Genomic DNA, 26,862 nt, shown 5'->3' on the forward strand with positions numbered 1-26,862 from the left:
TCCGGCCGGCCGTTCGTGATGCCGCGGGAAATTGTCGGACCCACCGCCTACTGTCACCCGTACGTGATCCCTCATTCGACAGGAGGAAGTCTCATGACGGCCCCCCAGCAGACGGGCCCGGTGCTGAGGCACAGTCCGTGGCTCGCGCTGATCACCATCGCGCTCGGCTATTTCATGAACGTGCTCGACAGCACGGTGGTGAACGTCGGAATTCCGCACATCATGACCGATCTGGGCGCCGCGATGGGTCACATGCTCTGGGTGGTCAACGGATACCTGCTGCCCTACGCGATGCTGCTGCTCGTCGCGGGCAGACTGGGCGACCTGCTCGGGCACCGGGCCGTGTTCGTCTTCGGGCTCGGCGTGTTCGTGGTGGCCTCGCTGCTGTGCAGCCTGGCCACCGCGCCCGAGCAGCTCATCGCGGCCCGGGTGCTGCAGGGCATCGGCGCCGGCATGGCCGCGCCCCAGGCGCTCGCGATCACCGCGGCGGTCTTCCCGCCGCAGCGCAGGGGCATGGCCTTCGGCGTGCTGGCCTCGATCATCGGCACCGCCGCGGCCATCGGGCCGTTCCTCGGCGGGCTCATCACCCACGTGCTCGACTGGCGCTGGATCTTCCTGATGAACCTGCCGATCGGTGTGGCCGGGCTGGTCTGCACCTTCATCTTCGTGCCGAAGACCCGCCTGGGCGGCCGGCCTCGGCTGGCGCTCCTGCCCGTCGTCCTGGCCACCGCCGGCCTTCTCGGGGTGCTTTACACGCTGATCGACGGTCCGCGCGTCAACTGGGGCGTGATCGCCGCCGGTGTGCCCATTGGTGTCGTGTTTCTCCTCGGGCTGGTGATTTTTGCCGGTTTCGTCTATTGGGAATGGTCGCGCAGTGACGGATTGCTGCCGCGCGCGCTGTTCGCCAACAGAAACTACGGCTTGATGGCATGGGCCTCCTGGGCCACCTATTTCTGCATTTTCGGCACGCAACTCGCCATGACCCTCTATCTGCAGGCGGTCCTGCACATCAGCGCGCTTGAAGCGGGTCTGGTGCTGTCGCCGATGTGGCTGGCGTCCTCACTGGTGGCTCCGCTCAGTGGCGCGCTGATGCAGCGCGTTCAACCGCGCTGGATCCTCGTCGGCGGCTTCGCGGCCTTCTTCCTCGGCACCGTTCTCACCGCGCTCCTGGTCAGCCCCGAGGCGCCGTGGGGCGTGTTCGTCGTGACCCTGCTCGTCGCGGGCGCCGGCGCCGGCTTCACCTTCGCCCCGCTCACGACCGTGGCGATGGGCGAGGTGCCGCCGCAGGAAGTGGGCGGCGCCTCGGGGACGCTGGAGATGGCCCGCATGCTCGGCAGCGCCGTGGCCACGGCTGTGGTGGGCGCCGTCCTGGGCGGCACCGCCGCCTCCTCCCTCGCCACGCTGTCCGCCGACTCCCGCAACGCCCTGCTGGTCACCGCCCTCGGGGTCGCCGCCGCCATCGTCACCACCCTGTTCCTCAAGAACGGCGGCCTCCCCGGTGCGGCCCCTGACACGCAGGAGCAGCACGACGACACCCCCGAGTCCGCCGCCCCAGCAGGCCGCCCCATCAAGCCCTGAGGCATGTGCCCCGCCGGGGTTTCCGCCCCGGCGGGCGCTTGTTTCCGGCCCCTGATCGCCGGCGTCGCCGTCCTCACCGCCACTGCCGCCACCCAGACCTGAGTTCGACGACGGCCTCCGCCCCGGCCTCAACTCCGGCGGGCCCGCCCTGCTCATGCCGCCGCACGAGCCTGGACACCGACGACGGCCCCGCTTCTGGTGCTGGCCGTACCTCGGCTCCCGCGCCTACCTCGGCTCTCCGCGCCTGAACGGGTGGTTGCCGCTTAGCGGACATACGTCCGATCCCATGCCACCCGGCCTCCTCACAAGCCTCATCGCCCCCTTGACAGGTGTCGTGCCACGCATCATTCTGAGGCCAACCTGTGCCGACCGCTGTACGGACGAGTGTCCGATAGCGGGGTGCGGGTTCACCCCCTGCACCGCTGAGGAGCCACTTGATGAGCAGCGCCACCGAGGGCGGAAGTGCCCCCACGAGCTCCGACCACTTGACGAAGACCTCCATCGCGATCGGCTTCGCCGTGCTGTGCGCCTCGTACATGCTCAACGCGATGGACCGGCAGATCTTCTACCCCCTCCTGCCCGAGATCAGGAACGAGCTCGGCTTCTCCCTCGAACAGGGCGGGCTCCTCGCCACCGGCTTCACCCTCGGCCTAGCGCTCGCTGGACCGCCTGCCGGATACCTGGCCGATCGGCTCTCCCGTAAGGCGATCGTCGTCGTCAGCGTGCTCGTCTACTCGCTCGGCACCCTCGCCATCCCGCTGGCCGTGGGCTTCGTCGACATGAGCATCTACCGGCTGGTCTCCGGCGTCGGCGAGGGCGTGCAGGCCACCGCCCTGTACGCGGTGATCGGCGCGTTCTTCTTCCACCGCCGCGCGCTGGCCGCCGGCGTCGTCGGCGTGGCCTTCGGCCTGGGCGTCTTCCTTGGCCCGCTCCTCGGCAACGGGCTCGCCGCGGGCTGGGGCACCTGGCGGGCGCCGTTCTTCCTGTTCGCCGCCGCCGGTCTGCTCATGAGCCTGCTCATCGCGGCGACGGTGTCGCGCAGGATGACCGAGGCGGTGACCGGCGCCGCCACGGAGACGGCAGGGGCGACGTACGAGCACGTGCCGGCCTCGCCGTACAACCGCAACACGCTCGGCATCGGCATCGCCTGTGCCGTCTCCGGCCTGGTCTTCTACGGCTACCTCGGCCTCTACCCGACGTTCCTGCGCGAGGCGCTCGCCTTCACGCCCGACCAGGCCGCGTTCGCCGTGTCGATGGGCGGGCTCGGCGCCATGATGGCCCTGCCGGCGGGCTGGCTGGGCGACCGGTACAACCAGGCGCGCCTGCTGATGTTCGCGATGGTCGCCACGGGCGTCACCGCGTACCTCATGTACCAGATCGCCACTTCGGCGCCCGCCCAATATCTGCTGTCGTTCCTGATGGGCACGTTCGCCAGCGGTTTCCTGTTCACCAACTGCAGCACGGCCATGCAGCGAGCCGTCCGCCCGCACCACGTGGGCCGCGGCGCCGGGCTGTTCATCCTCACCTACTACGTCGCCGCCGCCTTCTCGGGGCTGCTGTTCGCCCGCCTGGTGGGGGCGCTCGGCTGGGACGGCGCGGGTCTGTGGCAGCTCACCCTGCTGCCGATCATCGGGATCGCCGGTCTCCTGCTGGTGGACGCGTCCAGGATGGTGCTGCCGAAAGCGGCTCAGCCGGCCAGCCAGAGGTCCGGGCCGAAGACCTCGTAGTTGATGTCGCGGGCGGCCACCCCTGCCTTCAGCAGCTGGGCGCGTACCTCGCGCATGAACGGCAGGGGGCCGCACAGGTAGGCGACCGCGCCGGCGGGGATCTCGACGTCCGTGAGGTTCATCAGGCCGTCGCGGTCGGGGGTGGCGGCGCCCTGTTCGTACCAGAAGATGCGCTCGTCGGCGAGGTTCGCCATGTCCTCGCGGAGCGCGTGGTCGGCGGGTGAGCGATCGGCGTGCAGCATCAGGACGCGGCGGTCCGAGCCGCTGGCGGCCAGGTGCTGGAGCATCGCCACGATCGGGGTGCCGCCGATGCCCGCCGAGGCCAGCACGAGCGGCGCGGCGCCGTCGTCCAGGGTGACGTCGCCGAACGGCGCGGACAAGGTCAGCTCGTCGCCCGCGCGTACGGTGTCGTGCAGCAGCGTCGACACCTCGCCTTCCGGGACGCCCGTCACGCGCTTGACCGTGATCCTGCGCAGGTCGCCCGCGTCGGACAGGGTGTACTGGCGTAGCTGGTGCACGCCGTCGGGCATGCGGACGCGGACGCTGACGTACTGGCCGGGACGCGCGGGCGGAACGGGGGCGCCGTCGAGCGGGCGCAGCAGGAAGGAGACCACGTCCGGCGTCTCCTCCCGGCGGGCCACCACCCGCCACCGCCGCCACGTGTCGCCGTTACGCGCGTGGGACGCGGCGTAGAGCCTGGCCTCCTGGGCGATCAGCGCACCGGCCATCAGCCAGTACACCTCGTCCCAGGCCGCCGCGACCTCCGCGGTGACGGCGTCCCCCAGCACGTGCGCGATCGCGGCGAAGAGGTACTTGTGCACGATCACGTACTGGTCGTCGGTGACGCCCACGGCGGCGTGCTTGTGCGCGATGCGGGTGAGCAACGCGTCGGGACGCTCGTCCGGGTGCTCCAGCAGCCGCGTGGCGAACGCGGCGATGGACCCGGCCAGCGCCCTGCGCTGCTCGCCGTTGGCCTGGTTGCCGCGGTTGAACAGGCCGTCGAGCAGCTCCGGTCGATCGGCGAACATCGTCTCGTAGAAACGCGCGGTGATGGCGTCGAGCGAAGCGCCGATGACGGGCAGCGTGGTACGGACGATCGCCGCCGAATCCGCGGACAACATGGAACCCCCCAGAGAGCAGATGGACACGGCCCACGGAAGCGTGCGGGCCGGGATCCAACCTACGAACCAGGACAGGTGCCTTCATCAGGGCGAACGTCCGTATTCGCAGGGCCGAAAGTCCCTAATCGGACCGCCCCGATCAGGTGGCGGGCAGCGCGGCGGCCAGCAGGACGACGCCGAGCGACCCCGCCAGCGAGCCCACCGCCATGACCCGGGCCAGCAGGGGACGGCCCGCGCCGCTCGCCCAGCCGTGCACACCCGCAGCGGCCATGACCGCGCAGAACACCAGGAGCTTGGCGGCCAGGATCCGGCCATAACCGGGCTCGGCGAGCGAGGCCCAGGTGACGCCCTTGTGCCAGGCGATGGCCACGCCGGTGGCCAGCTGCACGGGCAGGAACACGGCCACGGTGAGCAGGCCGAAACGCCGGCCCACCGCGTTCAGCACCTGGCCGCGCCGCTCGTCGTCCAGCAGGCGGCGGGCCAGCGGCAGCACCACCAGCGACACCGTGAGCTGCCCGCCCACCCAGAGCGCGGCCCCGAGCACGTGCAGGAACCGCACCACCGACCACCACGTCATGACGCGCCCTCCCGGCATACGCAGTGCGACGCCCCGAGCTCTGGCGCTCTGGCCGGGGCACCGGATCGGACCAGGATATGACCACGCTCCGCCGGGCCCCCGGCCGAGGAGGGCACGCCAGCCGGCCGGCTGCCCGGCCGGCTGCGCGGGGCGTTCGGGAGATCCTTGGCCTGCCCACGGCGATGAGTCGTGCAAATGCCGGACGTGCCGCCCTGGCCTGTGGCATGCGGCGGCCTACTGTCCTTACCGACCGGCCGTTCCCGCACCGGAGGAGGGAATTCATGTCGGGCAGTGACGTTCGCGGACTGCTCTCTCCCTTCCTGTTGCTGCTCATCTGCGAGCGGCCCGGTCACGGGTACGACCTGATCGAGCGGCTGGCGCGGCTGGGGGCGTCCGACGCGGAGCCGGGACAGGTCTATCGGGCTCTGCGCTCGCTCGAACGCGCCGGCCACCTGGCCTCCGACTGGGTCGCCTCCGAGGCGGGGCCCGCCCGCCGGCGCTACGAGCTGACCACCGGCGGGATGGCCGAACTGCAGGCGTGGATGCGGCGGTTGACTGAAGTGCGCGGGTTGCTGGAGACCTGCCTGGACAGATGGACGCGGATCAGCTCAGAAGCCGACACCCCAGGCGTCTCAGGCGGTGCGGGTGGGCGGGGCTCGGGTGTGCGGGAAGGGGCGGGGTGGGAGGAGGCGTCGTGGGCGAGGACTCAGCGATGAGCGCCGTGTCCGCCGCGTTCGAGCGGCGGGCGCAACCGGCGGCGGCCGTTGGTGCGGACGCCGAGCTGATCGTCCGCGCCTGCCAGGAGATGGCGGGACGGTTCCGCGCGGGCGGCAAGTTGCTGGTGTTCGGCAGCGGCGGGTCGGTGGCCGATGCGCAGCATGTCGCTGTCGAGTTCGCGCATCCTGTCGTCGTCGGCAAGCCGGCGCTCCCTGCTCTCTCGCTGGCCACGGATCTGGCTCTGGCCACGGGGATCGCTCGCACCCAGGGTCTGGACGGGATCTTCGCCGCCCAGCTGCGGCTGCTGGCCGCGCCGCACGACATCGCGCTCGCTCTGTCGGCCGAGCCCGGCTGTCCTGCCGTGCGCGATGGGCTGGCGGCGGCGCGCGAGCGGGGCCTGCTGACGGTGGCGCTCGCCGGCGGGCAAGCGGCGCCTGAGGCGGATCACGTGGTGGTCGTGCGCTCCGGCGATCCGCTGGTCGTCAAGGAGGTGCACATGACGATCTATCACGTGCTGTGGGAGCTGGTGCACGTCTTCTACGAGCTGGAGGCGGTCCGATGACGGAGTCGTGTCACGACGGGGTCTGCGTCACGTGTTCGGACGTGGCGGTGCCGGTGCGCGTGGTGCGGCTCATGGAGGACGGGATGGCGCTGGTGGAGACGGAGTCGGGGACGGCGGAGGAGGTCAGCGTGGCGCTGGTGGACGCGCGGCCTGGTGACGTCGTCCTGGTGCACGCCAAGGAGGCCATCGCGAGGAGAGACCCTTGAGTACGGTCGATGACCCCGGCGGGATCGAGGCCCTGTACCCGTTCCTCGCCCCGGCGCCGGTGGACAGGGAGGCGGTCGTCGCCGACCTGTGCGCGTCCACGCGGAGGAAGGCCGGCGAGATCGTCGCGTTGCGCCGGTCCCTGGTCGCCCTGCACGGCGAGCGGCTGGTGGCGTGCGCGCGGGCGATGGCGGCGGCGATCGAGGCAGGGGGCCGGCTGTTCGCGTTCGGCAACGGCGGCAGCAGCACGGACGCCCAGGCCGTCGCCCAGCTCTTCGCCGCCCCACCCGAGGCAGCCCGCACGGCCGCCGCCCCGCCGCGACCGGCCCGCACGGCCGCCGCCCCGCCGCGACCGGCGCGGGCGGTGGCGGCGGTGGCGTTGGCGCAGGATGTCGCGCTGGTCACGGCGTTGTCGAATGACGTCGGGTATGAGCTGGTGTTCGCCAGGCAGCTCGCCGCGCTCGGGCGGCGGGGTGACGTGGCCGTGGGGTTGTCCACCAGTGGAGGGTCGCGGAACGTGGTCGATGCCATGGGGGAGGCGTCCAGGCGCGGCATGGTGACCGTGGGGATGGGGGGCTATGACGGCGGGGCGATGGCGCAGGAAGGGCGGGTGGCCTACCTGTTCGTGGTGCCGTCGGCGTCCGTGCACCGCATCCAGGAGGCGCAGATCACGCTCTGCCACGTGCTGTGGGAGTTGACCCAGCGGGTGCTGGCCGGCGAGATGTGACGGGCATGGCCGGTACGGGGGTGCGCCGGGTCAGGGTGCGGGTCGAGGGGCTGGTGCAGGGGGTGGGGTTCCGGCCGTTCGTGTGCGGGCTGGCCGGGACGTACGGGGTGTCGGGGTTCGTCGGCAACGACCCCGGCGGGGTGTTCATCGAGGCGGAGGGCGAGCCGGGGAGGCTGGAGGCGTTCACGGCCGGGCTGACGGGTCAGGCGCCGCCGCTCGCGCTGGTCGAGCGGGTCTCGGTGGAGGCGGCGGAGCCGGTGGGCGAGCCGGGTTTCCGCATCGTGCCGAGCAGGCGCGGCGAGCGGCCGAACCCCGCCCTGGTGCCCCCGGACGCCGGTACGTGTGCCGCCTGCCTGCGCGAACTGCGCGACCCCGGCGACCGCAGGCACCGGTACGCGTTCGCCAACTGCACCGGCTGCGGGCCGCGGTTCACCATCGTCACCGGCGTCCCGTACGACCGGTGCGCCACCACGATGGCGGACTTCGCGATGTGCGCCGCCTGCGCGCGTGAGTACGGCGACCCCGGCGACCGCCGCTTCCACGCCCAGCCGGTGTGCTGCCCCGCGTGCGGCCCCGAGCTGCGCGCTCTCGACGCGGCCGGCCGGCCGGTGCCCGGGGATCCGGTCGAGGTGGCGGCCGGGTGGCTAAAGGAGGGGCGGGTCGTGGCGATCAAAGGGCTGGGCGGGTATCACCTCGCCGTCCTGGCCGCCGACGGCACCGCCGTTGCCGTGCTGCGGGCCCGCAAGCGCCGCGAGTCCCGGCCGTTCGCCGTGCTGGCGCAGGACGTGGCGGCGGCCGGGACGCTGGTCCACCTGGACCCGGCGGCCGAACGGCTGCTCACGGGCACACCCCGCCCGATCGTGCTGGCCCCGCGCCGCCGCGACGCCCCGGTGGCCGACGCCGTGGCGCCCGGGGCCCGCGACCTGGGGGTGATGCTGCCGTACACGCCGCTGCATCACCTGCTCGCCGACCGGCTGGCCACGCCGTACGTGCTGACCAGCGGGAACCTCACCGACGAGCCGATCGCCCACCGCGACGAGGACGCGCTGCGGCGGCTGGCCGGCGTCGCCGACGGGTTCCTCGTGCACGACCGGCGGATCGAGGCGCCCGCCGACGACTCGCTGGTGCGGGTCTTCCGCGGCCGGGAGCTGGTCGTACGCCGATCGCGCGGCTACGCCCCCGCCCCCCTCTCCGTGCCGTGGCGCTTCCCCCGGCCGGTGCTCGCCTGCGGCGCCCAGCTCAAGAACACCTTCTGCGTGGCCAGGGGCGACCAGGCGTTCCTGTCGCAGCACATCGGCGACCTGGAGAGTTACGAGACCCTGCGCCTCTTCACCGAGTCCGTCGAGCGCTTCTGCCGGCTGTTCGGCGTCCGCCCCGAAGTGGTCGCCCACGACCTGCACCCGGAGTACCTGTCCACCGCGTACGCGCGCGACCGCACCGGCGTGGACCTGGTCGCGGTGCAGCACCACCACGCGCACATCGCCTCCTGCCTGGCCGAGCACGGGCATGGCGGTCCCGTCATCGGGGTGGCGTTCGACGGGCTGGGCCTGGGCGACGACGGCACGCTGTGGGGCGGGGAGCTGCTGGTCGCCGACCTGCTCTCCTACCGGCGGGCCGGGCACCTGGAGGCGGTGCCGATGCCGGGCGGCGCGGCGGCGGTACGTCAGCCGTGGCGCATGGCGGCGGCCTGGCTGGACCGGCTCCACGGCGACGCGCTGCCCGATCTGGCGGTGGCCGCGCGGCATCGGGAGCAGTGGCCGGTGGTGGCCGGGATGGCGCGGTCCGGGCTGAACGCGCCGCTCACGTCCAGTGCGGGGCGGCTGTTCGACGCGGTGGCGGCGATCGCGGGGGTGCGCGATGTCATCGGGTACGAGGGGCAGGCCGCCGCCGAGCTGGAGGCCCGGGTGGATCCCGGGGAGCGGGGGGCGTACCCGGCGCGGGTGATCGCGGGTGAGCTCCTGGTCATCGCCGCCGGTGACCTGGTCGGGGCCGCGGCGGAGGACGTCGCGGCCGGTGCGGGCGCGGGACGGATCGCCGCCCGCTTCCACCACGGACTGGCCGCTGCGGTGGTCCGCGCGGTCACGATCCTGGGCGAGGAGACGGGCCTGCGGACGGTGGCGCTGTCCGGCGGCGTCTTCCAGAACACGGTCCTGCTGGAGGCGGTGGTGTCGGGCCTGGAACGCGAGCATTTCCAGGTCCTGACCCATTCGCGAGTCCCGCCAGGCGACGGGGGCATCGCCCTCGGCCAGGCCGTCATCGCCGCCGCCCACGACCGCCGCTGACGACCGCCGCTGACGACGCCGCCGGTCGGCGCGCGGCGCCCCCGCTGAACAGCACACCCACGCCCGGCACCTGCGCGCGCCATCCCGTAGGCGCCGGCGGGCGGTGGTCAGCAGATGCGTGGGAGGGGGTCGCCGACCAGGAGGTCGACGATCCTGGTGCCGCCGAACGCGGTGTTGAGGAGGACCATTCCCGCGGGGTCGGGCTCGATCGTGCCCACCACCGCCGCGCCCTCGCTCACCGGGTGCCGCCGGAGCGCCGCGACAGCCGCGTCGGCGTGTTCCCCGTCCACGACGGCCACGAACCGGCCCTCGCAGGCCACGTACAGCGGGTCGAGGCCGAGCAGTTCGCAGGCGCCGCTCACGATCGGGCGGACCGGCACCGCGCGTTCGTCCACCCGCACGGCCACCCCGGCGCCGCGCGCCACCTCGTTCAGGACGGTCGCGACCCCGCCCCTGGTGGCGTCGCGCATCATCCGCACGGGGGCGGCGTCGAGGAGGGCGGCGACGGCGTCGTGCAGGGGCGCGGTGTCGGAGGTCAGGTCCGCCTCGATGTCGAGGTCGCCCCGGGCGATCATGACGGTGATGCCGTGCTCGCCGATCGGCCCCGACACGATCACCGCGTCCCCTGGCCTGACCTGCGCGTCGCCCAGCGTGACCGGCCGTTCCAGTGCTCCGACGCCGGACGTGGTGACGTAACAGCCGTCCGCCTTGCCGCGCTGCACCACCTTGGTGTCGCCGGTCACCACCCGCACGCCGGCCCGCTCGGCCGCGGCCGCCATGGACGCGGCGATCCTGCGCAGGTCGGCGATCGGGAACCCCTCCTCCAGGACGAACGCCGCCGACAGGTACATCGGCCTGGCCCCGCACACCGCGAGGTCGTTGACGGTCCCGTTGACGGCGAGGTCGCCGATGTCACCGCCGGGGAAGAACAGCGGCGAGACCACGTACGCGTCGGTGGTGAGGACCAGCCGACCGGTGCCGAGGTCGAGCGTGGCGCCGTCGTCGAGCGGGTCGAGCGCCGGGTTGCGGAAGGCGTCGGCGAAGACCGCCTCGATCAGCGTCCGCGACGCCTTGCCGCCCGCGCCGTGCGCCAGCGTGACCCGCTCCTCGGTGAGCTTGGGCCTGCGACGGCGGGCCCGTTCGATCCGCTCCAGCACCTGGACCTCACGGGAGGCCACAGCTTCGTCGTTCAAGGCCGGCTCCCCAGAGTCAGCGGTACGGGCTCACGCCGCCGGGCGAAGCGGCCGAAGTTGTAGTAGGCGGCGCAGGCCCCCTCGGACGACACCATGCAGGTGCCGATGGGCGTCTCGGGCGTGCAGGCGGTGCCGAAGACCTTGCACTCCCACGGCTTCAGCACACCTTTCAGCACCTCACCGCACTGGCACGCCTTGGGATCGGCCACCCGCACCCCCGGTACGGCGAAGCGCACCTCGGCGTCGTACGCCGCGTAGGCCTCCCGCATCCGCAGCGCGGAGTGCGCGATGAACCCCAGCCCGCGCCACTCGAAGTGCGGCCGCAGCTCCATCACCCGCGAGATCGCCGACAGCGCCCGCGGGTTCCCCTCCCACGGCACCACCCGCGTGTACTGGTTCTCCACCTCGGCCCGCCCCTCGGCGAGCTGGCGGAGCAGCATGTAGACGGACTGCAGGACGTCCAGCGGCTCGAACCCGGCGCACACCAGCGGCTTGCCGTAGTCGCGGGCGATGAAGGAGTAGGGCGTGCAGCCGATGACGGTGGAGACGTGGCCGGGCCCGATGAACCCGTCGATCCGCTGGTCGGGCGAGTCGAGGATGGCCTTGATCGCCGGGATGATCGTGACGTGGTTGCAGAAGACGGCGAAGTTCGGGATGTTCTCGGCGGCGGCCCGCAGCACGGTCATCGCCGTGGACGGGGCCGTGGTCTCGAAGCCGATGGCCATGAAGACGACCGTGCGGTCGGGGTGCTGCCGGGCGATCTTGAGCGCGTCCAGCGGCGAGTACACCATGCGGATGTCCGCGCCCGCGGCCTTGGCGTCGTAGAACGAGCCCTGGCCGCCGGGGACCCGCATCATGTCGCCGAACGACGTCAAGATCACGCCGGGCTCGCGGGCGATGGCGATGGCGTCGTCCACCCGCCCCATCGGGATGACGCAGACCGGGCAGCCGGGGCCGTGCACCAGCGACACCGGCTCGGGCAGATGGTCCTCAAGGCCGTGCTTGTAGATGGTGTGCGTGTGGCCGCCGCACACCTCCATGAACGTGTAGCGCCGCCCTGGCTCGCACAGGTCGCTGATCCGCGCCGCCAGCCGCCTGGCCTCGCCCGCGTCGCGGTACTCATCGACGAACCGCACTGTCCCGCCTCTCAGGTGATGTCGGATTCCGCGAGCGCTTCGAGCTCGTCGGTGTACGCCTGCCCGAGACCGCGCAGGAGCGCGAGCGTGGCCGCCGCCTCCCGCTCGTCGATCTTGGACATGGCGAAGCCGACGTGCACGAGCACCCAGTCGCCAGGACGGATGCCGTCCTGGTCGACCAGCCCGACGTTGATGACCCGCCGCACGCCCGCCACCTCGACCTTGGCGAGTTCGGGCTGTCCGGGGATGAGTTCGACGATCTCGCCGGGAATGCCCAGGCACATCGGCCGCCTCGCTCCTCTCACATTCGTCGCATGGTGATGTAGCGCTTCAGGGCGGGCAGTTCCCGCCAGATCATCGCGATGACCGCGGCCCCCGCGAACAGGGCCAGCAACTTGCCTAGCTGCCGCATGTCGGCTTTCACCTCCTCTCGTGTCTCAGCTGGGAGACAGGTTCGGCATGGTCCGCGCGATCGGGTTCGCGTGACGGGGACGTACGCCGGTCGAGCGCCGCGCGTCGGCGGTGCCGTCCTTGTGGTGGCCCCGCTGACGGCGGTAGGAGCCCTTCGCGTTGCCCTGGGGCACGCCCTTGACGTGCGAAGGCGTGTCGGGCGCCACGTCGGGTACGCCTACGCGAATCCGTGCCATGTCGTCCTCCTCATCGGTCGAGTTCGGCGAAGAAGGCCGCGATCCGGTCCCAGAGCTGGGGACCGCCGGACATGCCCGTCCATTCCTGGCGTACCAGGGCGACGAGCCGGTGACAGTCGTCGATCGGGACGACCCAGCGCTCGTCCAGGCCGCGCACGACGGCGACCAGGAACGCCTCCACCGCCGGCCGCATCGACGCCAGTTCCGCGTAGTGGCCGGCGAGCCGCTCCCATGCGTCGGTGTCCACGTCCCAGCGGGTGGCGCCCACCGGGCTCGGATAGTGCGCCACGACCGTGCCGTCGGAGCGGCGGACGAAGAACGCCAGGCCCACGGGCACGCCCAGCTCGGACGGCGGCGGCCCGGTGAGGCGCAGCCGCCGGTCGGGCACCAGCAGGAACCTGCCGGGACCGTTCGTCCCGTGCTCGAACAGCAGCGCGCAGGCGCGGCAGGCGCACAGCACCAGGTCCTTGCGCTCCTCCAGCAGATGGGCGTGCGTGTCTCGCAGCGGCTCCCCGCACAGCTCACACGGCTCGGCCGCCCGCCGCCCACCGACCGGCCGCCTGACCACCCGCCCAAGCGCCCCCGCCCCGACCGCAGGGCCGGTCACAGCACCGGTCGCAGCGCCGGTCACAGCACCGGTCACAGCACCGGTCACAGCACCGGTTGCGCGGCTGGTCACGGGGCCGGGCGCGGCGCCCGTCCCGGAGGCGGTCATGGGGCCGCCCTTGAGGTGGCGGGGCGGCGGGTGAGCGCGTCGAGCGGGATGAACGCCGCACGACCGGCAGCCGCCGCACTCCCCTGGGCGGCGGCGCCGCTTCCCTGAGCCGCGCCGACGGACACCCCGTGCAGCACGAACAGGTGCGCCAGCAGGACGTCGTCCGCCAGCGCCGCACCCACCTCGGGTGCGGCGGCGACGACCCGCTCGGCGATGCGGGCGAGCGCCTCCCCGTACACCCCGGCGAGCGTGGCGAGCGCGTCGAGCGCCAGGTCGGCCGTGGGCCCGGAGGCCGACTCCAGCTCGCTCAGCAGCTCGTCGAGCAGTTCCAGATGCCCGGCGACGGCCCGCTCGTCCAGCCTCGGCCGGCCGTCAGTCATGGCCGCCGCCGAACATCGGCGAGTGCAGCTTCCGCACCGTACGCCCCTTACCGACGTACATGTGGACGCCACACGGCAGGCAGGGGTCGAAGCTGCGCACGGCGCGCATGATGTCGACGCCCTTGAAGTTCTCCGGCCCGTTCTCCTCGAAGATCGGCATGTCCTGGACGGCGTCCTCGTACGGCCCAGGAGTGCCGTAGCGGTCACGCGGGCTGCCGTTCCACGGCGTCGGCGGGTACGGGTGATAGTTGGCGATCTTCCCCTTCTCGATCACCAGGTGGTGCGACAGCACGCCGCGCACCGCCTCGTGGAACCCGACCCCGATCGCCTGCTCGGGCACGTCGAAGTCCTGGAACACCTTGGTGTCCCCGCCGCGCACCCGCTCCAGCGCCCGCTCGATGAACCACACCGCCATGGCGGCCGCGTAGGCCACGAAGTACACGCGGGCCCGGTTGCGCTCGAGGGCGTTGGACCACTGCGGGATCCGCCACTCCAGCGTCACCTCGGGCAGCTCGGGCCCCTTGGGCAGGTTGATCTGCACGCTCGACCCGGTGGACTTCACGTACGGCGTGTCCACGAGCCCGGCCAGCGCGGTGGTGTAGAGGCGCGCGAACGGGCCGCCGCCGGTGTCCAGCGCCAGGTGGTCGCCGGTGCGCGGGTCGAGCCAGCGCGGGCTCATCACCCAGCTGTAGTTGCCGTCGAAGTCGCGCTTCTGCGGGGCGGGCAGCGTGGTCTGGTTCCACGGGTGGCGCATGTCCACCGGGTTGCCGAGCGGGTCGTGGGTGACGAACGGCTCCTCGTTCACCCAGTCCTCGTAGTAGGAGCTGCCGAGCAGGATGCGGATGCCGAGGTTGATGTCCACCAGGTTCGTCGTGATGAGCTCGCCGTCCACGACGATGCCGGGGGTGACGTACATCGCCCTGCCCCACTCGTTCATCGTCTGGTAGCGGTAGTCGACCACCTCGGGGTCCTGGAACGCGCCCCAGCAGCCGAGCAGCACCCTGCGCCGGCCGACCTCCTCGTAGCCGGGCAGCGCCTGGTAGAAGAAGTCGAAGACGTCGTCGTTGAGCGCGACGGCCTTCTTGACGAAGTCGATGATGTTCATCAGCCGCGACAGGTAGTCGGTGAAGACCGACGGCGACGGCATCGTGCCGACGCCTCCCGGATAGATCGTCGAGGGGTGCACGTGCCTGCCCTCCATCAGGCAGAACATCTCCCGCGTGACCCGGCTGACGGTCAGCGCCTCCTTGTAGGCGTCCCCCTCGAACGGGTTGAACGCCTGCATGATGTCGGCGATCGTGCGCTTGCCGTGGATGGCGGCGTTCGGCGCCTCGGTGGTGGTGGCCCGCTTGAGCACGCTCGGGTTGGTGCCCTTGACCATCGCCTCGCAGAAGTCGACGAACACCAGGTTGTCCTGGAAGAGGGTGTGGTCGAACATGTACTCGGCGGCCTCGCCGAGGTTGATGATCCACTCGGCGAGCTTCGGGGTCTTGATCCCGTACGCCATGTTCTGCGCGTAGACCGAGCATGTCGTGTGGTTGTCGCCGCAGATGCCGCAGATGCGGCTGGTGATGAAGCCGGCGTCGCGCGGGTCCTTGCCCTTCATGAAGACCGAGTAGCCGCGAAACAGCGAGGACGTGCTGTGGCACTCCACCACGCGCTGGTTCTCGAAGTCGATCTTGGTGTAGATGCCGAGGTTGCCGATGATCCTGGTGATCGGGTCCCAGGACATGTCGACGAGCTGGCCCTTCGTGGGCGCCGCTTTCTCCTGCTGTTCGATGGCCATCGGCCGTGCTTTCCTCTCTCGTCGGAGCCGACGGCTCTACGGGCGCCAGCGCGGGTCGTAGCCGGTGGTCAGCGCCTCACGGTTGTGCCGCCACCGGGGTTCCCTGTTGACGGTGTGGTTGGTGATGCCGCGCATCCGGCGGATGAACGCGCCGTACGGCTTGATGAGCATCGAGGACAGGCCACCGCCGGGCGGCATGTCCATGAACGGCATGAACTTGTCGGGGAAGCCCGGCATGGTGCAGGCGATGCAGATGCCGCCCACGTTCGGGCAGCCGCCGATGCCGCGCATCCACCCGCGCTTGGGCACGTTGCAGTTCACCACCGGGCCCCAGCAGCCCACCTTCACCTGGCACTTCGGCGAGTTGTAGTCATGCGCGAAGTCGCCCTGCTCGTAGTACGAGCCCCGGTCGCACCCCTCGTGGACCGTCTTGCCGAACAGCCACTGGGGACGCAGCAGCTCGTCCAGCGGAGGCGGCGGCGCGCTGCCCGCGGCGTGATGGAGCACCCAGGTCAGGGTCTCCATGAAGTTGTCCGGCTGGACCGGGCAGCCGGGCACGTTCACGATCGGTAGCCCGCCGGTCGAGCGGAAGTCCCAGCCGAGGTAGTCGGCCAGGCCCATGCAGCCGGTCGGGTTGCCGGCCATCGCGTGGATGCCGCCGTACGTGGCGCACGTGCCGATGGCGACGACCGCCCACGCCCTCGGCGCGAGCCGGTCGATCCAGGAGTTCAGGGTCAGCGGCTGCCCGGTGCTCGGGTCGTTGCCGAACGACGTCCAGTAGCCGTCGCCGTTGATGTTCTCGTTGGGCACCGAGCCCTCGATGACGAGGATGAACGGCTCCAGTTCCCCGCGCGCGGCGGCCCTGAACGGCGCCAGGTAGTCCTCGCCGCCGAGGCTGGGCGAGAGCACCTTGTTGTGCAGGTGCACCTTGGGCAGGCCGGGGATGGTGCCGGCGACGACGTCCTCGATCGCGGGCTGGGTCGCCGCGGTGATGGACACGGTGTCGCCGTCGCAGCTCATGCCCTCGGATATCCACAGGATGTGCATCTCGTCGTAGCCGGCGGCCTGACCGCTCTTCTGCTCCGTCTGCGTCATGCGCGCACCTCGTCCTGCTGGTAGGTGATCGACTCGACGACGACCCCGGTGTCGGGCGCGAGCTCGACGTCCACGCCGCCGCAGCGCGGGCAGGCGACGAGCGCGAGCGCGTCGGTCGCGGGTGTCCGCGCGCCGCAGCCGCCGCAGCTCACCGCGGGCGGCTCGGCGACCAGCTCGACCCGCGCGTCCTCGGCCGGGGTGCCGGCCGCGGCCACGCGGAAACCCTGCTCGACGACCGCCGGATCGGGCCGGTGCCCGGCGAAGGGGGCGCGGACGCGTACCGCGGCCACCTGCCGTCCCTCCGCTTCGCGCAGGACCGCCTCCACGATCTCGTCGCACATCCCTGTCTCATGCATCGGCGCGCTCCCTGTCGGTTCGTCGGTACGCCTCGTCACGCGCCAGCGCCGTCACCGCCGCCACCGCGCCTTCGACGGCTGCGGCCACCGGCTCCGACAGGCCCATGACCTCGTCGACGGTCTGGGGCCTGCAGCCCACCAGCAGCACCCTGGGCACCCGGCCGCCCAGCCGGGCGAGCAGGTCGAGGACGGCCTGGGGATGCATGCCGTGCCCGTCGACCTGGGCCACGTCCACCGGCTCGTCGTCGATCTCCAGCACCGCGACGGTGCCCGGCGGGCCGTCGATCTCGACCGCGTCCACCATGATCAGCGTGTCGTACGCGCCGCCGAGCAGCTCGTACGCCAGGTGCACGCCGCGGATCCCGTAGTCCGACACCGACACCGAGCCGGGCAGCGCGGCGGCGTCCATCCGCCTGACCACCTCGACGCCGAACCCGTCGTCGCCCAGGAACACGTTCCCGATCCCGGCCACCAGCACCCTGTTCATGCGGGCTCACCCTCCAATGGCTCGGTCTCCTCGGGGGCGAAGTAGCGGTAGCGGCCGTACCACTGGTTCAGCTCGGCCGCCGGGTCGTCCTCCAGGGTCACGGCGAGGTGGCGGGCGCCGTCCACGTCGAGCAGCACCGCCTCCACCACGGCCGTCCTGCCGTCGAGGAACATGTCCTGCGGGTCGGTGCCGCGCAGCCGGGGCCGCAGCCGCACCCTGCTGCCCTTGCGGACCAGCGTCCCCGCCACCTCGACGACGTCCGTGCCCGCTTCCGTGTCCTGATCCCTGATCGTGCCGTGCAGGCGGGCGAGGTCCTCAGCGGTCATCGCCTCGACCCGGTCGATGATGTCGGCGGCGCGCGGGTCCGTGGCGCGCGCCTCGCGCTTCTCCGCGTCGGTGAGCGTCAGCGTCCGCAGCGACAGGATCTCGTCGATCTCCGCCGCGTCGTGCAGGTCGCCGTGGCTCTCCGGGGCCACGCGCGGGTTGTCGTAGAGCAGGATCGGCGACGACAGCACCACCTGGTCGCCGCTCAGCACCGGGTACGTGTGCGCGTTCACGCACTCGGCCGCCGCCTTCTCCGCCCAGTCAGGCGGGTCGAGCAGCGAGACGAACCGGCCGCCCGGCACGGTCAGCAGGGTGTGGCAGGCGATCAGGGCGTGCCGGAGCGCCTCATCCCTGGGCGTGTCCGGCGACGGCTCCCGCGCGGCGTTCTCCGTGCGTACGCGGAGCCTGAACAGCGACTCGTCCTCGCACGGGGTCAGCGACAGCGTCACCCGGGCGGTCAGCGGCCACGTGCGGCGGCGCGTCCGGCCGGCCGAGCCGGGCAGCGGGGTGACCGTGTCGGAGCCGGGAACCCGCAGGTCGAGCCGCTTCTCACCGGACAGGAGCTCCGCCACCGACGCCTGGACGTCCAGCTCGCACGGCACCCCCTCGTCGAAGCTCAACGCCTCACCGACCCGATCCGCCGCGCGGTGACCGCCGTCGGGCAGCCGCTCCTCGGGCGTACGGCGGCGCAGCTGCAGGAAGCGGAGCCTTCCGCTGACGACGGCGTCGGAGGGCGCGACGAGCAGGCACTCGGTCTGCTGCCACCACGACTCGGCGGAGCCCGCGACCCCGCCGCCCTCCAGCCCGTGCGCCCTGGCCCACCGCTCCGGCAGCAGCACCCCGAACTGCCACCTGACCTGGTTCTTCGGCGAAGATCGCCGGTAGGGGTAGAGCAGGTAGCCCTCGTACAGGACGGAGTCAGCCACCGCCAGCGCCGCGCGGAAACCGGGCGCGGCGTCGATGCCGTTCGCGTCCACGGCGAGTGGCCCCCTTGCTGCCCTGGTCGTACGTGACCCTTTCGGTATAGCCACGCCGTCCCAGGCCAAGTAGGTGGGCCACTCCCCTAGGTGCGGACCGCACTTAGCGGCTCTTGGTGCTCCACCCGGGCGGGCACCGGCACTCGCGCCGCCAAGCCCCGCTCAACCCCAACAGGATTTGAACGTCGCCTTGCCGAGACCGGCTCACAACCACGTACGCAGGTCGTCGATGTCGACCAGGGGCAGGCCCCAGCGGAGCGCGGAAGCCTCCAGATCGGCCGCGCCGGCCATCGTGCCGTCGCGGCGCATCACCTCGCAGCACACGCCCACCGGCGGCAGGCCCGCGGCCAGGCACAGGGCGACGGTCGACTCCGTGTGACCGGCGCGCTCCTGGAGCAGGCCCGGGCGGGAGGCGATCGGGATGACGTGGCCGGGTGCGGTGAAGTCGGCGGGGGTGGAGTCGGGGCGGGCGAGGTGGCGTACGGTGGCGGCGCGCTCTGCGGCGCTGACCCCGGTACCGGTGGCGGCGGCCAGGTCGACGGGCGTGTGGAAGGCCGTGCCGTGGCGGTCTCCCGTGCCCTGCAGTGCCGGGATCTCCAGCCGGTCGAGGACCTCGGGCGCGCACGGGACGCACGGGTAGCCGTACACCTCGGTCAGCAGGAACGTGAACGCGGCGGGACGCAGGTCCGCGCCGGCGAAGATGACGTCGCCCTCGGCCTCGCGCGCCGGGTCCCACACCATGACACCGCCGCCGGCGGCGAGCTGGCGTACCACCTTCTCCACCCCGACCCGGCCCGGCAGATGCCCGGCCCAGCCCAGCGCGGCGACCGCCTTGGCGACGTGCGCGCTCGCGGAGGCGGGGCCGCCCGCCGCCAGCCGGCTCACCAGGTCGGACTCCAGGTTGACGCGGTCGCCCACGGACAGCGCGGCCAGGGTCGTCCCGGCGAGCGTGGACGGGATCAGCGCCACCGAGAAGCGGTCCTTGACGACCTCGGCCACGGTCAGGCTCACGCCGTCGACCGCGATGGAGCCCTTGGCCATGACCTTGCCGATGAACCGGTCAGGCGGCCTGATCCACAGCCGCCGCCCCAGCCCTGGGTCGTCGTCGACGCGCACGACCTTGCCGACCCCGTCGACGTACCCCTGGACCAGGTGCCCGTCGAGCGGGTCGCCGACGGCGAGCGGCGTCTCCAGGTTCACCCGCCGTCCCGGCTCCCGCATCTCGTCGAACGTGGTGTCGAACGTGGTGCGGCGCCGGGTCTCGGTGCTGACCGACACCCTGATGAGGTCGTCCTCGACGTGCTCGGCGGTCAGCTGGACGCCCGCGACGTTCAGCGAGCCGCCCTTCGCCAGCCGTTCCGCGCTCTTGGCCGCCCGGATCTCGACGGCGTTCGCGCCGACGGACTCGATCAGGCCGATCTCGTGGATTCTGCCGGTGAACATGCCCTTCCCCTTCGCACAAGTGGCTGATGGCGTCAGGGACCCGGTCTTCGGAGTCCGAGAAGGGGCGGGGTATCACCGCATGGCTCCGGAATCGCACCGGATCGTTCCTCCGCGGGGAGGAACCGGCGGGCTGTCACCGCCGCACCTGGCTTCGCACCACCGTCCACGATAACCGCCCCGGCCGTACTGAGGAAGGGGCCTCTTCCACGCCGGGAAATGTCCGCTGAATGCCCTGCTTATTACCTGACATTATTTCGCGGCGCCCATTAGCGTTTCCAGAACAACGACGAGAGGATGTGCGAAATGAAACGGAAAGTCGCCGGAAGAATCGCCGTAGCCGCGGTCGGCGGGCTCGCGGCCCTCGTGGTCTCCGTCAGCCCCGCGCAGGCCAAGGAGGCGGCGGGCCACTGGTACGGGCCCTACTCCACGCAGGGCATCTGCGAATACTGGAGAAACGGCGTGCAGGCGGGCGGGACACAGACCCATCCCTGCTTCTATGACATCGGCTGGTATTTCTGGGCCGCGGCCTGATTCCGGCATCTCCGCGCTCGCCCCCCGGCTCCTGGTGCTCGTGCTCGGGCGGATCGTGATGGGGGTGGGCGCCGCCGGGTACTCGGACGCGTTCCTGGCCAGGACCGCGGTCGTCGTCCTGGCGACGATCGCCGCGTCGAGAATGCGGGTCAAGGCGCTTTTGTAGCATGGCCGGATGTTGCGCTTCCCGGTTGTGGCGGCCTTCTTACTGGTGCTCGCCACGGGTTGCACCACGGCCGCCGACCGACGGGCTCTGGTGTGGGTGAACGCCTTGGCCGTCGCCCGGCCGGACTATCACGTCGTGCACGAAGAACACCTGCTCAAACGCCATCAGCTCGAAGACGACGAGGCGGTCCGCGTCATCGTGGAACCGCGATGGGCCAACTGGTCGCATACCGAGGTCTTCGGCCGGCGAACCCTGGAGCTGCGCGACGGTCACCTCAGCGGCGCCGAGCTGCCCGGCTGGAAGTTGACCGGCGTCATCCGTGCGCTCTCCGGTGCGGGCGACGACCGTCACCTCGTCCTGAAGCGTCTCGATGCGCTCGCCGAGGTGGAGGACATGAAGGTGACGGTGGTCGTCGGCTTCAGGAAGCCGATGCAGGAGGACGACGTACGTCGATTGTGGGAGAAGGTCCCCGACGTGGCGCTGTTCTCACCGCCCGAGCCTGACGGCCTGCCGACGTCATGGGATTACTCCGGCTATTGCCACGCCCGCGGCTTCGACGACTGCGATCCCGATGTCCGTTCCTCCCTCACCTCGTCGTTCCGCCTGTGGACGAGCCTGCTGCGGGAATCCGACAGAGAGGCGCTGGCCGCGTTCGGCGTCGACCTGGACGACGTCCGCATGAGGGCGGAACAGGGTCTCTGGTACGGGATGATCACCACCGCGTGGCCCGAGGACGCGAAGGAGATCGTCGAGGACCCGCGGGTGGGCTTCTTCGCGATCGGGCAGGTGGCGCTCTGAGCTGACCCGCCTCAAGAGGCCGGCAGGCGCTGGACGACGACCTTGCCCTTGGCATGGCCCGCAGCGACGTGGTCGTACGCGGCGGCGGCGTCCGTCAGCGGGACGACGCGGTCGACGACGACCTCCAGGCCCGCCGCGGCCACCTTGGCGAGGCGGGCGGCGTCCGTCTCGTGGTGCACGAACGCGGCGCGCAGGCCGTGGGCGGCGGCGCGGTCCGCGTCCGGGGGGACGTTCAGGGCGAGCAGCAGGCCGCCGGGGACGAGGACGTCGAGGGAGGCGGTCTCCACGTCGCCGCCGATCGGGTCGATGACCACGTCCACCCGCGAGGCGCGCTCGCGGAAGTCGGTCGCGGTGTAGTCGATCACCTCGTGGGCGCCCAGCTTCCCAGCGAGCGAGGCGCCCGCCGGCGAGGTGGTGGTGAGGACGTGGGCGCCCGCCTTCCTGGCCAGTTGCAGGGCGAAGCCGCCCACTCCCCCGGCGCCGCCGTGGATCAGCACCCTCTGGCCGGGCCGGAGCCCGGCCACCTCGTGCACCGCCTGCCAGGCCGTCGCGGCGGCGGTCGCGAGCCCTGCGGCGAGGCCGAGCGGGAGCGCCGGCGGCGCGGCGGTGAGATGGGTGACGGGGACGGCGGCGTACTCGGCGACGGCCCCGCCCGCCGTCGGATCCGTACGGGCGAGCACCGCGTCGCCGACGCGCGGGCCGGTGACGCCCGGCCCGAGCCGGACGACGGTGCCGGCGAGGTCGGTGCCCACCACAGAGGGGAAGGTGACCGGGAAGAAGTCCTTGACGAGGCCGTGGCCGATCTTGACGTCCAGCGGGTTGAGCGCCGCCCCGGCGATCGCGACGAGGACCTCGCCTGGGCCGGGCTCCGGCCGGGGGACCTCGGTGACGACCGGGCGGACGCCGTACGCGGTGTACTGCAGTGCTTTCATGCGACCCACGCTCGCCTGGCCAGGGTCCTCACGGGAAGGCGGAGCTCACACTGGTGATGACGGCGCCTGTCTCCACCCCGGCCGTGGGGCGACAATGAAGGCATGGATCTGCAGGAGTTCGGGGCGTTCCTGAGGTCGCGGCGCGACCGCATCAAGCCGGGCGAGGTGGGGCTGCCGCCGGGGACGCGGCGCCGGGTGCCCGGGCTGCGCAGGGACGAGGTGGCGGTGCTGGCGGGGGCGTCCACCGACTACTACAACCAGCTGGAGCAGGGGCGCGGCGCGCAGCCGTCCGAGCAGATGGTGGCGGCGCTGGCCCGCGCGCTCCGGCTCACCGCCGACGAGCGCTCCCACCTCTACTTCCTCGCGGGACGCCCGGTGCCGCCGCGGCACAGCCTGTCCGCCCACGTGCACCCCGGCATGCTCGACCTCCTGGAACGCCTGCCCGCGACGCCCGCCGCGGTGATCACCGACCTGCACGCCGTCCTCGTCCAGAACCGCCTGGCCACCGCGCTCCTCGGCCCGATCCCGCCCGTTCAGGGCCGCGCGGCCAGCTTCGTCCACCGGTGGTTCACCGACCCGGACGCCCGTTCCCGCTACCACCCGGACGAGCACGATCATCAGTCGCGCGTGTTCGTCGCCGACCTGCGGGCCGTGGCGGCGCGGCGCGGCGGTGACGAGCAGGTGAGCGGGCTCATCGACGAGCTGCTCGCGACGAGCGCCGAGTTCGCCGGGCTGTGGGCGCGGCAGGAGGTGGCGGTACGCCGCGCCGACCGTAAGCGGCTCGTCCACCCCGAGCTGGGCGTCATCGAGCTCGACTGCCTCAGCCTGCTGAGCGAGGACGGGTCGCAGCGCCTGCTGTGGTTCACCGCTCCGGCCGGGGGCGACGCGGCCGAGAAGCTCGCCCTGCTCGACGTCCTCGGCAGCCAGGAGGTCGGAGCCTAGGCCAGGTCGACGGGACGGATGCGCAGCTTGGCGGCGATGCGGGCCAGCGCCTTCTGGTCGGCGGCGGTGAGCGGGTCGAGCACGAAGCGCCGCACCGAGCGTACGTGCGTGGGCGCGGCGGCGACGACCACCTCATAACCGGCGTCGGTGAGCGCGGCGATCGTGTAGCGGCCGTCCTCGGGGTCGGGCGAGCGCTCCACCCAGCCGCGCTGCTCGAAGCGCTTGACCACGTTGGACAGGCGCGAGAGCGAGCCGTTGGCCAGGTAGGCCAGCTCGCTCATGCGCAGGCGGCGGCCTGGTGCCTCGGAGATGTGGCTGAGCGCCAGGTATTCGAACAGGCTCAGGCCGGAGTCGTGCTGCAGGGGCGCCTCCAGCCTGCCGGGCAGCAGGAGGACGAGGGAGACGAGCCCGGTCCACGCCTCTTTCTCGTCCGGGGTCAGCCACAGCGGCTCGTCAGGGGTGCTGGCCATGAGGTTCAGCCTATCGGGGGATCGTCACTTCACGCTTGAAGTGAATAGGTGGTAGCTTTCACTTCAAGGATGAAGTAAATCAGTGAGGAGTCGTGATGAGTGAGCCGGAGTTCTTCGCCACCCCCGGGTACGGCGATCGGCAGCTGACCACCATGCACTACAACCAGGCGGTGCGCATCGGCGACCGGGTGGAGATCTCGGGGCAGGGCGGGTGGGACGACGACTTCCGCTTCCCCGAGTCCCTGGAGGACGAGATCGTGCGGGCCTTCGACAACGTGGAGCGGACCCTCGCCACGGCCGGCGCCACCTGGCGCGACGTCGTGGCGGTGGACTCGTACCACATTCCGGACTCGCCGGACTTCATCGGCGAGGTGCACAACCGGGTGATGGTGGAGCAGTTCCGCAAGCGCATGGGCGACCGCGCCCCCATCTGGACGGAGATCGGCGTCGCCGCACTCGGCGCCCCGAAGATGCGCGTCGAGATCCGCGCCACCGCCGTGGTCGGAAGCGGCGCCTGAGCGAGCTCATCGCGGGGGAGGCGGGGCTGCCGTATCGTACGCGTGCATGATCGGCTTACCCCGGCCCCTCGCCCTCGGGCTCACGGTCGTCGTGCTGCTCGGCGGGCTCGCCTCCGACGCGCGGCGCGCGGACGAGAGCTACTTCTGCGGTTTCGTCGGCGACACGGTGTCCTGCGGCACCCCCGAGCGCGACGCCGCCATGGCCGCCGCCGTCCTCACCCCCGACGAGGCCCTCTCCGTCGGCTGCCCACCGCTCTACGTGGGACGACAACCGGACTCCGGCGGGCCGCCGCAGGGCCCCCAGCCCGTGTACACCGCACGAGAGCCCGACCCGGCGCTCGCGGAACGGGTGGGCGTGGCATGGGAGCGGATCGAGCGGTGGCTGGCCGCGTACGCCTCGGCGTCCCTGCGCAAACTGCACGCCGGCGCCGAGCCCGAGCGGCTCGCGGCCTGGGAGCACCACGCGGGCCGCCTGCCCGACGACCTGTACGCCTCGTTCCTGCGCCACGACGGCGCGGACGGCAACCTCGGCGACGGCTTCAGGCTCCCCGGCGGGTACGGCCTGCTGGACGCCGGCGGCATGGCCTCGGTCAAGGCGTACAAGTGCCACGACCTCGTCATGGGCGGCGACCTGGCGAACGCCGATCCCGAGCGCGGCACCTGGCACGGCAGCCTGCTGCCCATCGGCACCGCCGCCACCGGCGGCGACCTGTTCGTCGAGCCGCGCACCGGGCGGGTGGGCGAGATCGCCGTACGCGAGAAGATCCGCTACGACGGCCCGATGAGCTTCCCCTCCCACGTGGCCCTGCTGGAGGCCCTGGCCACCGCACTGGAGAGCGGCACCCCGCTGGCGGGCACGTACCCGGCGGTGACGCGGGGCTGCGAGCTGCACTGGTCTGCCGAGAAGGCCCCGCTCCCGGGCGGCTGCGCGGGCCAGGCGACCCCGACACCCACGCCCACGCCCACGCCGACGCCGACGCCGACGCCGACGCCGCAGTAGCCCACGAACGCGGAGAAGCGCGCCACCGGCTGCCTGCCCGCCCGCCGCGAACCGGTCGTCCGGGTCCCACCGGCCGCCGTGACGGCCGAGGTGAACGCCGCCTGGCGGCGCATCGAACGCTGGCTCAGGCGGCACGCGCCCGCCTCGACGACCCGAGCATGAGCCCGTACTACTGGCATGGCCGCCTGATCCCCATCGGCTACGACGGCACGGGCGGCACGCTGTTCATCGACCAGGAGAGCGGCCGCACCGGCAGCTATCACAACGAGGACGGCGTGCACACAGGCGAGTCGCACGTCTGGCCGTCGTACGGGGCCCTGCTCGAAGCGACCGCCCGCGCCCTGGAGCGGGGCGAGCCGGTGCGCGGGCTGCGTGCCGACGTCGAAGCCGGCCGGCTGGCCTGGCGGGCGGTGGATCAGGCGCGCAACGTGGAGCCGCGTTCGACCAGGGTGGGGGCGATGAGCTGCTTCAACGGGCGGGCGTTGCGGCCGCCCGCGATCTCCTCCAGGAGCAGGTCCACCGCGATGGTGCCGATCTCGTCGGCGGGCAGGCGCACGGTGGTCAGCGGCGGGGAGAGGAAGGCGGAGAAGGGGTGGTCGCCGAAGCCGATCACCATCATGTCGTCGGGCACCTTGAGCCCGTGCTCCTCCAGCGCGCGGTAGAGACCGAGCGCGAAGTAGTCGTTGCCGACCACGACCGCGTCGGGCAGCCGGGAGCGGCGCAGCATGCGGCGGGCCACCTGGTACGCCTGCTGCGGCTGCCACGGCAGCGCCACGTGCTCGTGCCGGCGGGTGGGGACCCGCATGATGCTGCCGCGCGGCACCGGCAGCCCCGCCTCCGCCATGGCGCGGCGGAAGCCGGCGATGCGGTGGTCGATGGTGGTGATGGGCAGGTCCTCTTCGAGCACCACGATCGAGCGGGCGCCACGGGCGATGGCGTGCGCGGCGGCGCGGTGGCCGCCCAGCTCGTTGTCGGTGCCGACGAAGCGGTAGCCCAGGTCGGGCAGGTCACGGTTGATCAGCACGGTCGGGACGCCGACCGAGCCGAGCCGCCGCCACGCGTCGGCCCCCGCCTGGACGGGCACCACGATCGACCCGCTGACCGAGGAGCGCAGCAGCGACTCGGCGGCGCGCATCTCGTGCTCCTCCGACTCCTCGGTCACCGTCAGCAGCAGCGAGTAGCCCTGGGCGCGGGCGCGCAGCTCGATGGTGGAGATGAGCTGCGCGTAGAAGGGGTTGGACGGGTTGGTGATGACCAGGCCGAACGTCATCGCGGAGCCCAGGACGAGCGACCTCGCCATGGAGTTGGGGACGTAGCCGACCCGTTCGGCCTCTGCGCGTACGCGGGCCCTGGTCTCCTCCCCTATGCCGTCCTTGCCGGAGAGGGCACGCGAGACGGTGTTGACGGAAAGGTTCAACGTCGCGGCGATGTCCCGCAGGGTGTGACGCCGAGCCCCAGCCATTCGCATGCC

Annotated in this window: 31 protein-coding genes; 13 read left to right on the forward strand and 18 right to left on the reverse strand. The window is 72.1% G+C overall.

What is annotated here, in order from left to right; genetic code table 11:
- The first annotated feature begins 93 nt into the window (after positions 1-93).
- Both ACFFR3_RS34250 and ACFFR3_RS34255 read left to right on the forward strand, forming a co-directional pair.
- Positions 94-1,578, forward strand: a complete 1,485-nt coding sequence (locus tag ACFFR3_RS34250) for a DHA2 family efflux MFS transporter permease subunit (protein WP_364367881.1) — start codon at positions 94-96, stop codon at positions 1,576-1,578.
- 437 nt (positions 1,579-2,015) lie between these two features.
- Entirely contained in the window at positions 2,016-3,305 is a 1,290-nt protein-coding gene (locus ACFFR3_RS34255) for an MFS transporter (RefSeq protein WP_379484480.1), read from the forward strand.
- On the opposite strand, the gene ACFFR3_RS34260 is transcribed toward ACFFR3_RS34255, so the two are convergent.
- Positions 3,266-4,426, reverse strand: coding sequence for a globin domain-containing protein (locus ACFFR3_RS34260; protein WP_364367887.1), 1,161 nt, complete (start codon positions 4,424-4,426; stop codon positions 3,266-3,268). The genes ACFFR3_RS34255 and ACFFR3_RS34260 overlap by 40 nt on opposite strands.
- Before the next feature lie 139 nt (positions 4,427-4,565).
- A complete protein-coding gene (locus ACFFR3_RS34265; RefSeq protein WP_345392700.1) occupies positions 4,566-5,003 on the reverse strand; it encodes a hypothetical protein in 438 nt (145 codons plus the stop codon).
- 281 nt (positions 5,004-5,284) lie between these two features.
- On the opposite strand from ACFFR3_RS34265, the gene ACFFR3_RS34270 reads away from it, so the two are divergent.
- From ACFFR3_RS34270 to hypF, 5 genes are read left to right on the forward strand one after another with little or no spacing between them, the layout of a single operon-like run.
- Positions 5,285-5,719, forward strand: a complete 435-nt coding sequence (locus ACFFR3_RS34270; protein ID WP_345392703.1) for a PadR family transcriptional regulator — start codon at positions 5,285-5,287, stop codon at positions 5,717-5,719.
- The gene (locus ACFFR3_RS34275) at positions 5,716-6,282 is read left to right on the forward strand and encodes a D-sedoheptulose-7-phosphate isomerase (protein ID WP_345392706.1); all 567 of its coding nucleotides are present in this window, start codon (positions 5,716-5,718) and stop codon (positions 6,280-6,282) included. The genes ACFFR3_RS34270 and ACFFR3_RS34275 overlap by 4 nt, the downstream gene beginning before the upstream one ends.
- Entirely contained in the window at positions 6,279-6,488 is a 210-nt protein-coding gene (locus ACFFR3_RS34280; protein ID WP_345392709.1) for a HypC/HybG/HupF family hydrogenase formation chaperone, read from the forward strand. Before ACFFR3_RS34275 ends, ACFFR3_RS34280 begins: the two co-directional genes overlap by 4 nt.
- A complete protein-coding gene (locus ACFFR3_RS34285) occupies positions 6,485-7,213 on the forward strand; it encodes a D-sedoheptulose-7-phosphate isomerase (RefSeq protein WP_379484481.1) in 729 nt (242 codons plus the stop codon). The genes ACFFR3_RS34280 and ACFFR3_RS34285 overlap by 4 nt, the downstream gene beginning before the upstream one ends.
- Positions 7,214-7,218: 5 nt before the next feature.
- A complete protein-coding gene (gene hypF / locus ACFFR3_RS34290) occupies positions 7,219-9,495 on the forward strand; it encodes a carbamoyltransferase HypF (RefSeq protein WP_379484482.1) in 2,277 nt (758 codons plus the stop codon).
- Positions 9,496-9,602: 107 nt separating this feature from the next.
- On the opposite strand, the gene hypE is transcribed toward hypF, so the two are convergent.
- The 13 genes from hypE to ACFFR3_RS34355 form a co-directional block, all read right to left on the reverse strand.
- Positions 9,603-10,688 carry a hydrogenase expression/formation protein HypE gene (gene hypE, locus ACFFR3_RS34295; protein WP_364367902.1) on the reverse strand — a complete coding sequence of 362 codons (1,086 nt, stop codon included), beginning with the start codon at positions 10,686-10,688 and terminating at the stop codon, positions 9,603-9,605.
- A complete protein-coding gene (gene hypD / locus ACFFR3_RS34300) occupies positions 10,685-11,824 on the reverse strand; it encodes a hydrogenase formation protein HypD (RefSeq protein ID WP_345392730.1) in 1,140 nt (379 codons plus the stop codon). The genes hypE and hypD overlap by 4 nt, the downstream gene beginning before the upstream one ends.
- An 11-nt stretch (positions 11,825-11,835) precedes the next feature.
- A complete protein-coding gene (locus tag ACFFR3_RS34305) occupies positions 11,836-12,108 on the reverse strand; it encodes a HypC/HybG/HupF family hydrogenase formation chaperone (protein ID WP_345392733.1) in 273 nt (90 codons plus the stop codon).
- A 17-nt stretch (positions 12,109-12,125) separates the two neighbouring features.
- A complete protein-coding gene (locus ACFFR3_RS34310) occupies positions 12,126-12,236 on the reverse strand; it encodes a DUF6893 family small protein (protein WP_379484483.1) in 111 nt (36 codons plus the stop codon).
- Between the two features lie 25 nt (positions 12,237-12,261).
- Positions 12,262-12,471: a hypothetical protein gene (locus ACFFR3_RS34315; RefSeq protein ID WP_345392736.1), complete on the reverse strand. Its 210-nt coding sequence runs from the start codon at positions 12,469-12,471 to the stop codon at positions 12,262-12,264.
- Between the two features lie 10 nt (positions 12,472-12,481).
- Complete coding sequence (locus tag ACFFR3_RS34320) at positions 12,482-13,078, reverse strand: DUF5947 family protein (protein ID WP_364367909.1); 597 nt, start codon at positions 13,076-13,078, stop codon at positions 12,482-12,484.
- A gap of 104 nt (positions 13,079-13,182) precedes the next feature.
- On the reverse strand, positions 13,183-13,566 hold the full coding sequence (locus tag ACFFR3_RS34325; protein WP_345392742.1) for a NifU-related iron-sulfur-binding protein: 384 nt from the start codon (positions 13,564-13,566) through the stop codon (positions 13,183-13,185).
- Positions 13,559-15,352 (reverse strand): nickel-dependent hydrogenase large subunit, encoded by a 1,794-nt coding sequence (locus ACFFR3_RS34330; RefSeq protein WP_345392745.1) that lies wholly within the window; start codon positions 15,350-15,352, stop codon positions 13,559-13,561. The genes ACFFR3_RS34325 and ACFFR3_RS34330 overlap by 8 nt, the downstream gene beginning before the upstream one ends.
- A 36-nt stretch (positions 15,353-15,388) precedes the next feature.
- Complete coding sequence (locus ACFFR3_RS34335; RefSeq protein ID WP_364367912.1) at positions 15,389-16,447, reverse strand: NADH-quinone oxidoreductase subunit B family protein; 1,059 nt, start codon at positions 16,445-16,447, stop codon at positions 15,389-15,391.
- Entirely contained in the window at positions 16,444-16,803 is a 360-nt protein-coding gene (locus ACFFR3_RS34340; RefSeq protein WP_345392751.1) for a hydrogenase maturation nickel metallochaperone HypA/HybF, read from the reverse strand. The genes ACFFR3_RS34335 and ACFFR3_RS34340 overlap by 4 nt, the downstream gene beginning before the upstream one ends.
- A complete protein-coding gene (locus tag ACFFR3_RS34345; RefSeq protein ID WP_345392754.1) occupies positions 16,796-17,290 on the reverse strand; it encodes a hydrogenase maturation protease in 495 nt (164 codons plus the stop codon). The genes ACFFR3_RS34340 and ACFFR3_RS34345 overlap by 8 nt, the downstream gene beginning before the upstream one ends.
- Positions 17,287-18,591 (reverse strand): hypothetical protein, encoded by a 1,305-nt coding sequence (locus ACFFR3_RS34350; RefSeq protein ID WP_379484484.1) that lies wholly within the window; start codon positions 18,589-18,591, stop codon positions 17,287-17,289. Before ACFFR3_RS34350 ends, ACFFR3_RS34345 begins: the two co-directional genes overlap by 4 nt.
- Positions 18,592-18,795: 204 nt before the next feature.
- The gene (locus ACFFR3_RS34355) at positions 18,796-20,034 is read right to left on the reverse strand and encodes a riboflavin synthase (RefSeq protein WP_364367918.1); all 1,239 of its coding nucleotides are present in this window, start codon (positions 20,032-20,034) and stop codon (positions 18,796-18,798) included.
- Between the two features lie 303 nt (positions 20,035-20,337).
- On the opposite strand from ACFFR3_RS34355, the gene ACFFR3_RS34360 reads away from it, so the two are divergent.
- From ACFFR3_RS34360 to ACFFR3_RS34370, 3 genes are read left to right on the forward strand one after another with little or no spacing between them, the layout of a single operon-like run.
- Complete coding sequence (locus ACFFR3_RS34360; protein WP_345392763.1) at positions 20,338-20,565, forward strand: hypothetical protein; 228 nt, start codon at positions 20,338-20,340, stop codon at positions 20,563-20,565.
- A gap of 40 nt (positions 20,566-20,605) precedes the next feature.
- Positions 20,606-20,731 (forward strand): hypothetical protein, encoded by a 126-nt coding sequence (locus ACFFR3_RS34365; protein WP_345392766.1) that lies wholly within the window; start codon positions 20,606-20,608, stop codon positions 20,729-20,731.
- Between the two features lie 9 nt (positions 20,732-20,740).
- A complete protein-coding gene (locus ACFFR3_RS34370) occupies positions 20,741-21,529 on the forward strand; it encodes a hypothetical protein (RefSeq protein WP_379484485.1) in 789 nt (262 codons plus the stop codon).
- An 11-nt stretch (positions 21,530-21,540) separates the two neighbouring features.
- Here the strand turns inward: ACFFR3_RS34370 and ACFFR3_RS34375 are convergent, their stop codons facing one another.
- Positions 21,541-22,461 (reverse strand): NADP-dependent oxidoreductase, encoded by a 921-nt coding sequence (locus tag ACFFR3_RS34375; protein ID WP_345392772.1) that lies wholly within the window; start codon positions 22,459-22,461, stop codon positions 21,541-21,543.
- 102 nt (positions 22,462-22,563) lie between these two features.
- Between ACFFR3_RS34375 and ACFFR3_RS34380 the strand changes: the two genes are divergently transcribed.
- Positions 22,564-23,403, forward strand: coding sequence for a helix-turn-helix transcriptional regulator (locus ACFFR3_RS34380; RefSeq protein WP_364367927.1), 840 nt, complete (start codon positions 22,564-22,566; stop codon positions 23,401-23,403).
- Here ACFFR3_RS34380 and ACFFR3_RS34385 read toward each other — a convergent pair.
- Entirely contained in the window at positions 23,400-23,873 is a 474-nt protein-coding gene (locus tag ACFFR3_RS34385; protein ID WP_345392775.1) for a MarR family winged helix-turn-helix transcriptional regulator, read from the reverse strand. The genes ACFFR3_RS34380 and ACFFR3_RS34385 overlap by 4 nt on opposite strands.
- Before the next feature lie 95 nt (positions 23,874-23,968).
- Between ACFFR3_RS34385 and ACFFR3_RS34390 the strand changes: the two genes are divergently transcribed.
- Together ACFFR3_RS34390 and ACFFR3_RS34395 are read left to right on the forward strand one after the other, a co-directional pair.
- Positions 23,969-24,391, forward strand: a complete 423-nt coding sequence (locus ACFFR3_RS34390; protein WP_364367930.1) for a Rid family hydrolase — start codon at positions 23,969-23,971, stop codon at positions 24,389-24,391.
- 46 nt (positions 24,392-24,437) lie between these two features.
- Positions 24,438-25,391 (forward strand): SMI1/KNR4 family protein, encoded by a 954-nt coding sequence (locus ACFFR3_RS34395; protein ID WP_379484486.1) that lies wholly within the window; start codon positions 24,438-24,440, stop codon positions 25,389-25,391.
- Positions 25,392-25,806: 415 nt separating this feature from the next.
- On the opposite strand, the gene ACFFR3_RS34400 is transcribed toward ACFFR3_RS34395, so the two are convergent.
- Complete coding sequence (locus ACFFR3_RS34400) at positions 25,807-26,859, reverse strand: LacI family DNA-binding transcriptional regulator (RefSeq protein WP_364367936.1); 1,053 nt, start codon at positions 26,857-26,859, stop codon at positions 25,807-25,809.
- Between the last annotated feature and the right edge of the window lie 3 nt (positions 26,860-26,862).

This window comes from Nonomuraea salmonea, assembly GCF_042428605.1.
In the GTDB taxonomy this organism is placed as follows: Bacteria; Actinomycetota; Actinomycetes; order Streptosporangiales; family Streptosporangiaceae; genus Nonomuraea; species Nonomuraea salmonea.